The organism is Pseudomonas sp. (assembly GCF_035497915.1).
Lineage (GTDB): Bacteria > Pseudomonadota > Gammaproteobacteria > Pseudomonadales > Pseudomonadaceae > Serpens.
Window position 1 is genome coordinate 21,969 of the sequence record NZ_DATJCS010000015.1, and the last position, 13,564, is coordinate 35,532.

Consider the following 13,564-nt stretch of genomic DNA (forward strand, 5'->3'; position numbering starts at 1 on the left):
TGCGACGTTTCGCCCCGCCCGGATTTCGCCGACCCGCGACACCCGGCGGAATCCCGCAAAGCCCCGTGTCAGCGCGCCCGAGTTGAATTAAAGTGCCCATCTTGCCGACGAGCCGGCCGAACTCGCCCACCCAGAGACGACCCCGAAATGGAACACCGCGAAGCGCTGCTTGCCCTGCGCCAGTTCATGGCCAGCCGAATCCTCGGCCAGGACCGCCTGATCGACCGCCTGCTGATTGCCCTGCTCGCCGACGGCCACCTGCTGGTGGAAGGCGCGCCCGGTCTGGCCAAGACCCGTGCCATCAAGGAGCTCGGCGAAGGCATCGAGGCCGAGTTCCATCGCATCCAGTTCACCCCCGACCTGTTGCCGGCGGACATCACCGGCACCGAGATCTACCGCCCGGAGACCGGCAGCTTCGTGTTCCAGCAGGGGCCGATCTTCCACAACCTGGTGCTGGCCGACGAAATCAACCGCGCGCCGGCCAAGGTGCAGTCGGCGCTGCTCGAAGCCATGGCCGAGCGCCAGGTGAGCGTCGGTCGCAGCACCTACGCGCTGTCGCCGCTGTTCATGGTGATGGCCACGCAGAACCCCATCGAGCAGGAAGGCACCTACCCGCTGCCGGAAGCCCAGCTCGACCGCTTTCTGATGTACGTGAAGATCGGCTACCCGGACGCCTCGGTGGAGCGGCGCATCCTGCAGCAGGCGCGCGGCGAGGCGCTGAACGGCGTCGCTGCCGGCGCGCACCGGCGCATCAGCCAGCAGGCGATCTTCGCCGCCCGCCAGGAAATCCTCGCCCTGCACATGGCCGACGCCGTGGAGGAATACCTGGTGCAACTGGTCATGGCCACCCGTTTCCCGGCCAAGTTCGACGCCGACCTGGCGGCCTGGCTCAGCTACGGCGCCAGCCCGCGCGGCAGCATCTCGCTGGACCGCTGCGCCCGCGCCCATGCCTGGCTGGCCGGACGCGACTTCGTCAGCCCGGAGGACATCCAGGCGGTGTTCTTCGACGTGCTGCGCCACCGCATCATCCTGTCCTTCGAGGCCGAGGCCTCCGGCATCGACCATGACCAGGTGCTGCAGCGGGTGCTCGACGTGGTAGCGGTGGGCTGATGGACCGCCTGGCTCCCGGCCCCGCCGGCGCCTACACCACCCTGGGCGAGCTGGTGGACATCCGCCACCAGTTGCGCGGCCTGCAGCTGTTCGCCACGCCCTACCGGCGCAGCACGCTGATCGGCCTGCACCGCTCGCGGCTGCGCGGGCGCGGCATCGATTTCGACCAGGTGCGCGTCTACCAGCCCGGCGATGACGTGCGCACCATCGACTGGCGCGTCACCGCGCGCACCCAGCAACCGCACACCAAGCTGTTCCACGAGGAGCGCGAGCGTCCCGTCTACCTGCTGGTCGAGCAGAGCCGGCCGCTGTTCCTGGGCAGCGGCGCGCGCTTCAAGTCGGTGCTCGCCGCCCAGGCCGCCGCGCTGTTCGGCTGGGCCGCGCTGGCGCACAACGACCGCATCGGCGGCCTGGTGTTCGGCAGCGGCGGCGCGCCGGAGGTACGCCCCCGGCGCAGCAAGCAGAGCCTGCTGCAGCTGCTCAGCCGGCTGGTCGACGCCAACCACGCGCTGCACGCCGACATGCCCGGCCCGCAGGGCACCTTCGGCCCGGCCCTGCGCCGCGCCCGCGAAGTACTGCGCCCCGGCAGCCTGCTGGTGGTGATCTGCGACGAGCGCGCGCTGGACGACGCCTCCGAACAGCAACTGGCGCTGCTCGGTCGGCACGTGGAACTGATCCTCGTGCCGCTCTCCGATCCGCTGGATCACGCCCTGCCCGCCGCCGGCCTGCTGCGCTTCGCCGAGGACGGCGCGCAGCTGGAGCTGGACACCTACGACCCCCAGCTGCGCAAGGCCTACCGCGCGCGTGGCGAGGCCCGCCAGCAGCGCTGGCAGCAACTGGCGGACAAGGTGCGCGCGCTGCTGCTGCCGCTGAGCACCCGCCACGCGCTGCTCGATCAGTTGCGCGATTTCCAGAGCGCGCCGCCCGAGGCGCAGCCATGAATCTCCTCGATACCCTGCAGCCGCCCATCGCGCCGCCACCGGTGCCCTGGTGGCCGCCGGCCCCCGGCTGGTGGCTGTTAACCCTGGCACTGTTGCTGGCCGGTCTGGGCCTGCACCTGTTGTACAGACGCCTGCGCCGGCGCCCGCCACGCCCCACCCAGCTCGATCCGTTGCGCCTGGCCGCCCTGCAGGAACTCGACAGCCTAGAAAAACCCTACGGTCGCGAGGCCGGTCCCTGGCTGCAGCAGATCAACGCACTGCTCAAGCGCCTGTGTCTGCAGCGCTACCCGCAGAGCCAGTGCCAGACCCTGAGCGGCCGCGCCTGGCTGGCCTTCCTGGACAGCCGCTGCCCCTCCGCCGGACTGACCCGCTGGATGGTGCTGGTCGAAGGCGCCTACCGGCCGCACTGCCAGCTCGACGACAAGGCGCTGCAGGCCCTGCAGCAGGCCATTGACCTGTGGATCCGCAAGCATGTTTGAGTTCGCCTGGCCGTGGATCGTCCTGCTCGCCCCGCTGCCCTGGCTGCTGCGCGCCCTGCTGCCGCCGGCCGACAGTGGCGAGGCGGTACTCAAGGTGAGCTTTCTCGACGAGCTGCAGGACCTCAGCGGCCAGCACGCCCGTGGCGGCAGCCTGCCCGCCTGGCGCCAGCAGCTGCCGTTCATGCTGGTGTGGCTGTGCCTGCTGCTGGCCGCCGCCCGCCCGCAGTGGCTCGGCGAACGCCTGCCGATTCCGGCCAGCGGCCGCGACCTGCTGGTGGCGGTGGATGTGTCCGGCTCCATGGACTACCCGGACATGCAGTGGCAGGACCAGTCGATCAGCCGCCTGGGCCTGGTCCAGCGGCTGTTTGGCGAATTCATCGAACAGCGGCGCGGCGACCGGGTCGGCCTGATCCTGTTCGGCAGCCAGGCCTACCTGCAGGCCCCGCTGACCTTTGACCGGCGCACCGTGCGCACCTGGCTGGAGGAGGCCCGCGTGGGCATCGCCGGGCCGAACACCGCCATCGGCGACGCCATCGGCCTGGCGGTCAAGCGCCTGCGCGACCAACCGGCGCAAAGCCGCGTGCTGGTGTTGATCACCGACGGCGCCAACACCGGCGGCACGCTGGCGCCGCTGACCGCCGCGCAACTGGCGGCGGACAACGACGTGACCCTCTACACCATCGGCATCGGCGCCCTGCCCGGCCAGGGTCGCGGGCTGGGCGTATTCGCCCTGGCCCCGGGACTGGACCTGGACGAACCCGGCCTGCAGGCGATGGCCGACCTGACCGGCGGGCAATATTTCCGCGCCCATTCCAGCGCGGCCCTGCAGGACATCGGCCAGACACTCGACCGCCTGCAGCCGGTGACCCAACAGAGCCTGCCGGCGCGCCTTACCCGCGAGCTGTATGCCTGGCCGCTGGCGGCCGCGCTGCTGTTCAGCCTGCTGCTGGTGCTGCGGGTGATCCGGCCCCAGGGCATGGCGCCCTACTGGCTACGGAGATCGCGCCCATGACCGAGCTCTGGCCGACCCTGCTGCGCCCCGCCTGGCTATTGCTGCTGGTGCCCAGCGCCTGGCTGCTGTGGAACCTGTGGCGCCGCGAACGGCGCAGCGCGCGCTGGCAACTGCTGCTGCCGCGTCCCTTCCACGCGCTACTGCTGTCCGGCACTGACGGCCGGGGCAGCCGCCTGCCCTGGCTGGCCCTCGGCCTGGCCTGGCTGCTGGCGCTGCTGGCCCTGCTCGGGCCGAGCTGGCAGCGCATGGAGCAGGCCTCGACGAGCCGGGGCGACGCCCTGGTGGCGATCCTCGACCTGACCCCGCGCATGCTGGCCAGCGACCTGTCGCCGTCGCGCCTGGAACAGGCGCGACGCACGCTGGTCGATCTGCTGGAGGCGCGGCGCGGTGCGCAGACCGGCATCATCGTCTACGCCGGCAGCGCCCATGTGCTGGTGCCGCTCTCCGATGACCTGGCCACCGCGCTGAACCTGCTCGGCGCGCTCAAGCCGTCCATCATGCCGGAGCCCGGGCAGCGCGCCGACCTGGCGGTGGCCCGTGCCCTGGAACTGCTGGAGCAGGCCGGCCAGGGCAGCGGGCGCCTGTTGCTGCTGACCAGCGGTCTGAGCGACACGGAACAGGCCGCCATCGCCGCGTTGCCCCGCGATGGCGACCGCCTGGACGTGCTCGGCGTGGGCACCGCGCGCGGCGCACCCATCGTGCTGGAGGACGGCAGCTTCCTGAAGGACGCCCAGGGCGCCATTGTGCTGCCGCGCCTGGACGCCGCCAGCCACCAGCGCTTCGCCCAGCAGGTGGGCGGCGCCTACCAGCCGCTGCGTCCGGACAGCGCCGACTTGCGCGCTCTCGGCCTGCTGGCAGCCGCGACCAGCGAAGAGGAACACGGCCAGGCACTGCCCCTGGAGCACTGGGTGGACCAGGGCTACTGGCTGCTGCTGCCGCTGTTGCTGCTCGCCGCCTGCGCCGGCCGGCGCGGCTGGCTGTTCTGCCTGCCGCTGCTGCTGTTCATGCCGGTGCCCGGCTACGCCGCCGACACCCTGTGGCTGCGCGCCGACCAGCAGGGCCAGCGCCTGCTGGACGCGGGCCAGCCGGAGGACGCCGCCAGGGTGTTTGCCGATCCCCAGCGCCAGGGCTACGCCCTGTACCTGGCCGGTCAGTACGCCGAGGCTGCCGAGCGCTTCGCCCAGGGCGACCAGGCGGCCGACCACTACAATCGCGGCAACGCCCTGGCCCTGGCCGATCAACTGGAGGCGGCGCTGCAGGCCTACGACCAGGCGCTGGAGCGCGACCCGCAGCTGGAACAGGCCCGCCACAATCGCCAGCAGGTGGAGGAACTGCTGCGCCAGCGGCAGGCCGAACGCGAGCGGCAGCAGGCGCAGGAACCGCCCTCCCGGGAAGCGCCAAGCGGCCAGGCGTCACCGATTGCCGGCGGCGCGGGCGAGCAGCCGACGGACGCCGAGGCCGAGCCGGGCGAGGCGCAATCGGGCGAGCCGAGCCCGCCCCGCGAAGCCACGGCTGCGGGCGGACAGGGCAGCGCGGGCAGCGACGGCGACCCCGCAGCCGCCACCGCCACGCAGGCGCCGCTGGATCGCGAGCGCCGCCAGGCCCTGGAACAATGGCTGCGCCAGATTCCCGATGACCCCGCCGAACTGCTGCGCCGCAAGTTTCGCCTCGAACAGCAACAGCGACAGGAAACCCCGTGATGATGCGAACCCTCGGTCTGCTCTGCCTTCTTTTGCTCAGCGGCGTGGCCCGTGGCAATGAGCTGCTGGCCAGCGTGGACCGCCAGCAGGTGGCCGAAGGCGACAGTGTCGAGCTGACCCTGGAGCTGTCCGGCCTGTCGCTGACCGGCCAGCCCGACCTGACCCCGCTGCTGCCGCTGTTCGAGGTGCTGGACAGCCGCCAGGTCAACCGGGTGGTCCGCGATGGACAGGGCACCCGCAACAGCACGCGCTGGATCCTCACCCTGCTGCCGCGGCGCACCGGCTACGTGGTGATTCCGCCGCTGCGGGTCGGCGAGGCGGTGTCCGCGCCCATCACCCTGCAGGTCAGCGAGGCCAGCACGCCGAGCGCAGCGGGCGTGCCGGTGTTCATCGATGCCAGCCTCGACCGCGACAACCTCTATGTGCAGGCCCAGGCGGTGCTGACCCTGCGCATCTACCATTCCGTGTCGCTGTTCGACGACAGCACCCTGACCCCGCTGCAGACCCCCGAAGCACGCATCGAGCAGCTCGGCAAGCCGCGCACCTACGAGACGCGCATCAACGGCGTGCGCCACGGCGTCATCGAGGTGCGCTACGCCATCCACCCGCTGCGCAGCGGCGAGCTGGAACTGCCCGCCCAGGTGTTCAGCGCCACCCTGGTGGAGCGCAACGACCCGGACACCTTCAACCCCTTCGGGCCGCGCACCGGCCGCAGCGTGCAGGTCAGCTCGCCGGTGATTCCACTGCAGGTCAGGCCGATTCCCGCCGAGTATCCGGCCGACACACCCTGGCTGCCGGCGACCGCGCTGACCCTGGAAGAGCACTGGAGCGAGGCGAGCGAGCCGCTCACCGTCGGCGACTCGCTGACCCGCAGCCTGACCCTGCGCGCCGAGGGCCTGGCCGGTACCCAGCTGCCGCCGCTGCCGCTCGCCGAGGTGCCGGGTCTGCGGCGCTATCCCGACCAGCCGAAGCTGGAGAGCCGCATCGGCGAAACCGGGCTGACCGGCGTGCGCGAACAGCGCGAGGCGCTGGTGCCGACCCAGGCCGGCGAGCTGGAGATCCCGGCGCTGGAAGTCGTCTGGTGGAACCTGACCAGCGATCGCCTGGAGCGCGCCACGCTGCCGGCGCGCCGCCTCGCCGTGCAGGCCGACCCGCTGCTGGAAACCCCGCCGACCTCCGGCGACGCCGCCGGCTCCACCGCGCGGCTGTGGCCTTGGCAGCTGAGCACCGCCCTGCTGGGTCTGACCAGCCTGCTCGGTTTCGGCCTGTGGTGGCATGCCCGCCGCCAGCCGGCGATTCCGCGCAGCCTGCCGGTCGCCGCGAACCCGCGCAGCCTGCTCGACGAACTCAAGCGCGCCTGCCAGGCCAACGATCCGCAGGCCACCCGCCAGGCGCTGGATGCCTGGGCCCGCGCGCTGCCGGAAACCCTGGCGGAAATGGCCGCCCGCTGCGTGCCGCTGTCCGACGCGCTGGATGGTCTGAATGGCGTGCTGTATGGCGAAAGCGGCCAGCAATGGGATGGCCAGCAGTTGTGGCTGGCCATCCGCGACCTGCCGCCCCGACCGGACGGCACGCCCGCCAGCAACGGCAACGGCGGACTGCCACCCCTGTATCCCCGATGACCCTGCCGGCGCCCGCGCCCCGGCGATGATGGAGAACGTTCCGTGACCCCTGACGACGCCCTTTGGGCACAAATGTGCGAGGCCGACGGCCTGGACCCGGCCAAGCGCCTGCAGGCCCGCCAGCAGGTGCTGGACAGCGCCGAGGCCTGCGATTGCACCCTGTACCGCTCCGCCGAGGACGATGACCCGGATACCGAGGAGGAAGACCTCGGAGATGCGCGCATCCGCTTCGAGGGTGCCTTCCAGGCGCCGGCCCACTGGGGCGAGGCCGAGCTGGAGGACTTCTTCGGCGACGAGGACCCCGAGCAGTTCGTCACCGCGCTCATCGAGTGCTGCGCCGCGCCCAGCACCGCGCAGTTCTTCACCCCCGAGCCGGGCGACTATGTGGCCGTGATGAACGAACGCGGCCAGGTGACCATGTACTACCTGTACGCCTGCCACGAGGATGACGCCGGCCGCCATTGCGTGCTGATCCATGATGACGAGGCGCTGCTGTAAGGACTTCGTCGTCTGTTGCGGCTTTGCGGGGCTTCGTCCGGCTTCTGTAGGAGCGGCTTCAGCCGCGATGCTTTTGATGCGACCCACCAGAAGCTCGCGACTGAAGTCGCTCCTACGGGTTCGGTGCGACGGTCCGCGGGTTTTCAGAAAAAGAGAGGTTAATCACCCATGTCCAAGATCATCTTCATCACCGGCGCCACCTCCGGCTTTGGCCGCGCCGCGGCGCGCCGTTTCGCCGCCGCTGGCTGGTCGCTGATCCTCACCGGCCGCCGCGTCGAACGTCTGCAGGCGCTGCAGGAAGAACTCGGCGCACAGGTGCCGGTGCATATCGCTGCGTTGGACGTGCGCGACGCCGAGGCGGTGCAGGCTGTGGTCGCGGCCCTGCCGGCCGCCTTCCGCCCGGTGCGTGTGCTGCTCAACAACGCCGGCCTGGCCCTGGCGCCGCAGGCGGCGCAGAACGTGGACCTGGCCGACTGGCACACCATGATCGACACCAACGTGAAGGGCCTGGTCAACGTCACCCATGCGCTGCTGCCGAGCCTGATCGACACCGGCGCGGGCGCCAGCATCATCAATATCGGTTCCACCGCCGGCCAGTGGCCCTACCCCGGCAGCCACGTGTATGGCGCCACCAAGGCGTTCGTCGAGCAGTTCAGCTACAACCTGCGCTGCGACCTGCAGGGCACCGGCGTGCGGGTCACCGACATTGCTCCGGGCATGGCGGAAACCGAGTTCACCCTGGTGCGCACCAAGGGCGACCAGGCGGCCTCCGACCGCCTGTACAACACCACCACGCCGCTGACCGCCGAGGACATCGCCGAGCAGATCTTCTACGTGGCCAACCTGCCGGACCGCATCAACATCAACTTCCTGGAAGTGATGCCCACCCGCCAAGCCTGGGCGGGGTTTGCCGTCGACCGCGATTGAAACGACGGGGCGGGCAATCCCACTGCCCGCCCCGCCGAGTCAGGCCGCGCGGAACTGGCCGACGCTGCTCTGCAACTGATCGGACAGCGTGCCCAGCCGCCCGGCGGTCTGGTGGTTGCTGGCCACCGCCTCGTCGTTCTCGCCGGTCATGCGCGCGATCAGCCCCACCTGCCGGGCGATTTCCCCGGACGCCATGCTCTGCTCCCTGAGGGCATGGGAAATTTCCGCCACCCGCGACACCACCTGCTCGGCGGCCTCGCTGATCTGCGCCATGGCCTCGCCGGCGCGGCGCGCCCGGCCGACGCCTTCGCCGACCCGCTCCACGCCCTGCTCCATGCTGGTCACCGCGCCGTGGATGCCGTCCTGGATGGAACGCACCATGTCGGCGATTTCCCGCGCCGATTCGGCAGTGCGCTCGGACAACTGGCGCACCTCGTCGGCGACCACGGCGAAACCACGGCCCTTGTCGCCGGCGCGCGCCGCCTCGATGGCCGCGTTGAGCGCCAGCAGGTTGGTCTGCGAGGCGATGTTGCCGATCACGTCGACGATGCTGGCGATCTGGCCCGAGCGCTCGCCGAGCGCGTCGATGGTGCGCGCCGAATGCGCCACCGAATCGGCGATGCCGCCGATCTCGCCGACCACCGAGGCGACGATCTCGCCACCCTGGCGCGACAGCTGGCCCGAGCGGCTGGCCAGTTCGTCGGCGCTGGCGGCGTTGCGGCTGATGTCCTCGATGCTGACGGTCATCTGCTCCACTGCCGCCGCCATGCTGGACGCCGCATCGTTCTGCTGCTGGGTCGCCACGCGGATCTGCCCGGAGGCGGCGGCCAACTGGTGCGCGGCGTCCGCCACCTGATCCGAATGGCCCTTGATACCGCCAATCAGCTGGGCCATGGACTCGGCCATGTGATTGAAGCTGCCCGCCACCCGCGCCAACTCGTCCTGCGCCTCCAGGCGGATGCGCACCGTCAGGTCGCCGGAAGCCAGCCGTTCGCTGCCCTCGCGCAGGCGGATGACGCTGCCCAGCACCGACCAGTAGGCGCCGGTCGCCAGGTAGCCCACCACCACCAGCAGCCCGAGGAACAGCGCCAGGTTGCGCAGCAGCTCGCTGCGCGCCTGGGCGCTGCGCTCGGCCAGCAGGTGGTCCAGCTGGGGCAGCAGCACCTCGAACATCTGCCGGTAGCCTTCGTCGATGGTCTCGGTGGCCAGGCGATAGAAGGCCTGGCTACTCATCCGCCGCTCATCCTGATAGACCAGGCCGTGCACCACCCTTTCGATCTCCGCGCCGCGCTCGCGCAGGCGGGTCAGCGAACCTTGCAGACGGCTGCCCAGATCGGGATGCAGGCTGACCACCTTGTCCAGGCTGTCCTGCATGTCGCGCAGGCCGGTGGCGATCTCGTCGACCCGTACCAGCAGCATGCCGCGATCCTCGGGCGTCGACTCGCCCCGCGCCAGCACCCCGGAGCCCAGCGCGCGCAGGCGCCCGAAGCGCTCGAGCAGGAACGGCAAACGTTCGACCGCCACCGCCTTGAGGAAATAGGTGTGCGCCTCGGGATCGAAGGTCAGCCCGTGGTCATCGGCAATGCGTGCCTGCAGGCGCAGCAACTCATCCACCAGCGCGCCGTGACTGGCGAAACTCTGCTCCTGGCTCGCACCGCGCAGGCCGTCGACGATGCGCTGCCAGTCTGCGCGGGCTCGCGCCAGAGCGCTGCGCTGGGCCGGCGCGAGCCGCTCCTCCAGTTGCGCCAGACCGGTGCCCAGATCGCGCTGCACCTCGCGCAGCGGCGCCTCGGCGTCACGGTCGCCACCCAGCAGACGGGCCGACAGGCCGCGCTGCTGCTGCGCCAGGCGCACCAGCTCGGAAACCGGCCGGGCCAGCGCGGCGGCGTGCTGTTCCTGCTCGGCGCGCTCGATGGTCGCCTGCTGCTGCCGGGCGATGCCCCACAGCATGGCGGCCAGCGCCAGCAGCATCAGCAGCCCCATGGCCAGAAACTTGAGGGGGTAGTTCAGGCGATTCATCAGGGCCTCGGCGGGCCGGAACAGTCTTCTCATCGCACGATCTCACGGCCTGGCAATTCGCTCGCCTCCCCCGAATTACCAAGCTGGCTAATAAAGTACGGGAAGGTGGCGAAAAGCTATCGGCTGGCCGGAGGCGGCTCCATGATGAGGATCAAGGACGGAAAAAAGGCGCCAGAAAAGCGCTAAAGAACTGTGGGGCCGGGTTTACCCCGGCCGATGAGGGTGGGAGCGATACCCAGGCGCGCCCTGCCGCTCCGCTGGCCGGCGTAAAGCCGGCCCTACAGGAGACGTGCAGCGGCCGGCAAAGAACCTGTGGGGCCGGACCTGCCCGGCCGGGTTTATCCCGGCCGACGGGGGTGGGAGCAATACCCGGGCGGGGGATGCCGCTCCGCTGGCCGGCGTAAAGCCGGCCCTACAGGGGACGTGCCTGCCAGGCCGTAGGGTGGACACCGCTTTTCTTGTCCACCACTCACACTGGCGTCGCGGCCCTCCGGCGGCCAGAAACACGCTGACCGCCCTAGGCGCCGTGCAAACAAAAAGGCCGCTCCGGTTGCCCGGGGCGGCCTTTGTGCAACCAGCGCCGTGCTTACGCCAGGCTCTTGCTCACCACCTCATAGACATCCGGCGACAGCTCGCCGCTGGCCAGGATGCGCTCCAGCTCGCCGCGCATCAGCGCCTGGCGGGCCGGGGCGAACTTGCGCCAGCGGGTCAGCGGCGCCAGCTGGCGGGCGGCGATCTGCGGGTTGAAGCCGTTCAGCGCGATCACCTGGTCGGCCAGGAAGCGGTAGCCGCTGCCATCCAGGGCATGGAAGTTCACGTGGTTCTGGTTGGCGAAGGCGCCAATCAGCGAGCGCACCTTGTTGGGGTTCTTCAGGGTAAACGCCGGGTGCGCCATCAGCGCCTTGACCCGTTCCAGGCCGCCGGGCAGCGGACTGCCGGCCTGCACGCTGAACCACTGGTCCATGACCAGCGGGTTGTCCTTGAAGTGCTCGGCAAACTTGGCCAGCGCGGAGGCCTTCTCCGCCTCGAACGGCGAATTGATCAGCACCGCCAGCGCCTGCAGGCGCTCGGTCATGTTGTCGCTGTGCTCGTACTGCTCCAGGCAGGCGGCCAGCACTTCCTCGCGGCCCGACTCCATCAGGTAGCTCAGGGCGATGTTCTGCAGGCTGCGTCGGGCGATCTGCCCGGCTTCGGCCACATACGGGGTCTGCCGGGACTGCTCGCGGTTGGCCTGGTAGCGCGCCCACAGTGGCTCGTACAGCGCCTCGGCGATCTGCTGGCGCACGAACTCGCGGGCGGCGTGGATGGCGTCCACATCGGCCTCGTCGCTGATTTCGGCCAGGTAGGCCTCGCTCGGCAGGCTGAGCATTTCGGCGACCATGGCCTGATCCAGCTGCTCGTTTTCCAGCAGCGTGCGCAGCGCGGCGATCAGGCGCTGATCCAGCACCATGGCCTCGTCGCGCTGCCGCTGGCCGACCAGCTCCTGCAGCACCTGTACGGCCAGTTGCTGGCCGGCTTCCCAGCGGTTGAAGCCGTCGGAATCGTGCTGCATGAGGAACATCAGCTGGTCGCGGCTGTACGGGAAGCTCAGCTTCACCGGTGCGGAGAAGCCACGCAGCAGCGAGGGCAGCGGCTTCTCCACCACGTTGACGAAGGTGAACGACTGCTGCGCCTCGGTCACCGACAGCACACGGTTGCTGCCCTGGGCGGCGGCTTCGCCGGCCAGTTGCAGCGGCAGGTCGTTGCCCTGCGCGTCCAGCAGGCCCAGGGCGACCGGAATCACGAAGGGCTGCTTGTCCGCCTGACCCGGGGTCGCCGGGCAGCTCTGGGCGAAGGTCAGGGTGTAGGTCTTGGCGGCGGCGTCGTAGGCCTCGCTGACCTGCAGGCGCGGCGTGCCGGCCTGGCTGTACCAGCGCTTGAACTGGGTCAGGTCGATACCGCTGGCGTCTTCCATGGCCTTGATGAAGTCGTCGCAGGTCACCGCCTGGCCGTCGTGGCGCTGGAAGTACAGGTCCGAACCCTTGCGGAAGGCGTCGACGCCCAGCAGGGTGTGGATCATGCGCAGCACTTCGGCGCCCTTCTCGTACACGGTCAGGGTGTAGAAGTTGGAGATTTCCATGTAGGCGTCCGGGCGCACCGGGTGGGCCATGGGGCCGGCGTCCTCGGCGAACTGGTGCGTGCGCAGGTAGGCCACATCCTCGATGCGCTTGACGGTGCGCGAGTTCATGTCGGCGCTGAACTCGGCGTCGCGGAACACGGTGAAGCCTTCCTTGAGCGACAGCTGGAACCAGTCGCGGCAGGTCACGCGGTTGCCGGACCAGTTGTGGAAGTACTCGTGGGCGACGATGGCTTCGATGCGCTGGTGGGCGGCGTCGGTGGCGGTCTCGGCGCGGGCCAGCACCGCGCTGGAGTTGAAGATGTTGAGGCCCTTGTTCTCCATGGCGCCCATGTTGAAGTCGTTGACCGCGACGATCATGAAGATGTCCAGGTCGTATTCGCGGCCGTAGACCTCCTCGTCCCAGCGCATGGACTTCTTCAGGCTGTCCATGGCGTGCTGGCACTTGTCGATGTTTTCCGGCTCGACATAGATGCGCAGGGCCACGTCACGGGCGCTCATCGTGGTGAAGCTGTCCTCGATGCACCACAGGTCACCGGCCACCAGGGCGAACAGGTAGGCCGGCTTCTTGAACGGATCCTGCCAGGTGGCCCAGTGACGGCCATCTTCGCCGTCGCCGGCGGCGATCGGGTTGCCGTTGGAAAGCAGCACCGGGTAGCGCTGCTTGTCGGCGCTGACCGTGGTGGTGAAGCTGCTCATCACGTCCGGACGGTCGAGGTAGTAGGTGATCTTGCGGAAGCCCTCGGCCTCGCACTGGGTGCAGAACATCGTGCCTGATTTGTACAGGCCTTCCAGCGCAGTGTTGCTTTCCGGATGGATGCGTACCGTGCTGTCCAGGGTGAAGCTGGCGCCGTCCGGCTGCAGGGTCAGGCTGCCCGGGGTGAGCTGATAATCGCCGGCGCCCAGTTCGCGGTCGTTGAGGCTCAGGCTGAGCAGCTCCAGGTCCTGGCCGTGCAGCACCAGGGCGGGAAGGCCCTCGCCCGCCTGCGGGTTGCGACGCATCACCAGCTGGGCATGCACCAGCGAGTGGTCTTCGTACAGCTCGAAGGTCAGGGTGGTCTCGTCGATCAGATAGTCGGGAACCTGATAGTCCTTGAGGTAGATGGTGTTCGGCTGTTCGGTACGCATGGAAACCTCAAT

Annotated in this window: 10 protein-coding genes; 8 read left to right on the plus strand and 2 right to left on the minus strand. The window is 69.8% G+C overall.

The window, feature by feature from the left end:
* The first annotated feature begins 147 nt into the window (after window positions 1-147).
* The 8 genes from VL129_RS05220 to VL129_RS05255 all read left to right on the plus strand — a co-directional run bounded on the left by VL129_RS05220 (window position 148) and on the right by VL129_RS05255 (window position 8,289).
* Entirely contained in the window at window positions 148-1,110 is a 963-nt protein-coding gene (locus VL129_RS05220) for an AAA family ATPase (RefSeq protein WP_325410786.1), read from the plus strand.
* Window positions 1,107-2,051, plus strand: a complete 945-nt coding sequence (locus tag VL129_RS05225) for a DUF58 domain-containing protein (RefSeq protein WP_414705141.1) — start codon at window positions 1,107-1,109, stop codon at window positions 2,049-2,051. The genes VL129_RS05220 and VL129_RS05225 overlap by 4 nt, the downstream gene beginning before the upstream one ends.
* A complete protein-coding gene (locus VL129_RS05230) occupies window positions 2,048-2,530 on the plus strand; it encodes a DUF4381 domain-containing protein (RefSeq protein ID WP_325410790.1) in 483 nt (160 codons plus the stop codon). The genes VL129_RS05225 and VL129_RS05230 overlap by 4 nt, the downstream gene beginning before the upstream one ends.
* A complete protein-coding gene (locus VL129_RS05235; RefSeq protein ID WP_325410792.1) occupies window positions 2,523-3,542 on the plus strand; it encodes a VWA domain-containing protein in 1,020 nt (339 codons plus the stop codon). The genes VL129_RS05230 and VL129_RS05235 overlap by 8 nt, the downstream gene beginning before the upstream one ends.
* The gene (locus VL129_RS05240) at window positions 3,539-5,242 is read left to right on the plus strand and encodes a VWA domain-containing protein (RefSeq protein ID WP_325410794.1); all 1,704 of its coding nucleotides are present in this window, start codon (window positions 3,539-3,541) and stop codon (window positions 5,240-5,242) included. Before VL129_RS05235 ends, VL129_RS05240 begins: the two co-directional genes overlap by 4 nt.
* A gap of 2 nt (window positions 5,243-5,244) precedes the next feature.
* Window positions 5,245-6,864 carry a BatD family protein gene (locus VL129_RS05245; RefSeq protein WP_414705142.1) on the plus strand — a complete coding sequence of 540 codons (1,620 nt, stop codon included), beginning with the start codon at window positions 5,245-5,247 and terminating at the stop codon, window positions 6,862-6,864.
* 42 nt (window positions 6,865-6,906) lie between these two features.
* Entirely contained in the window at window positions 6,907-7,362 is a 456-nt protein-coding gene (locus VL129_RS05250; protein ID WP_414705137.1) for a hypothetical protein, read from the plus strand.
* 168 nt (window positions 7,363-7,530) lie between these two features.
* Complete coding sequence (locus VL129_RS05255; protein ID WP_325410798.1) at window positions 7,531-8,289, plus strand: SDR family NAD(P)-dependent oxidoreductase; 759 nt, start codon at window positions 7,531-7,533, stop codon at window positions 8,287-8,289.
* A 39-nt stretch (window positions 8,290-8,328) separates the two neighbouring features.
* Here VL129_RS05255 and VL129_RS05260 read toward each other — a convergent pair whose 3' ends face one another.
* Both VL129_RS05260 and pepN read right to left on the minus strand, forming a co-directional pair.
* The gene (locus tag VL129_RS05260) at window positions 8,329-10,341 is read right to left on the minus strand and encodes a methyl-accepting chemotaxis protein (RefSeq protein WP_325410800.1); all 2,013 of its coding nucleotides are present in this window, start codon (window positions 10,339-10,341) and stop codon (window positions 8,329-8,331) included.
* Between the two features lie 553 nt (window positions 10,342-10,894).
* Complete coding sequence (gene pepN, locus VL129_RS05265) at window positions 10,895-13,552, minus strand: aminopeptidase N (RefSeq protein ID WP_325410802.1); 2,658 nt, start codon at window positions 13,550-13,552, stop codon at window positions 10,895-10,897.
* Window positions 13,553-13,564 lie beyond the last annotated feature (12 nt).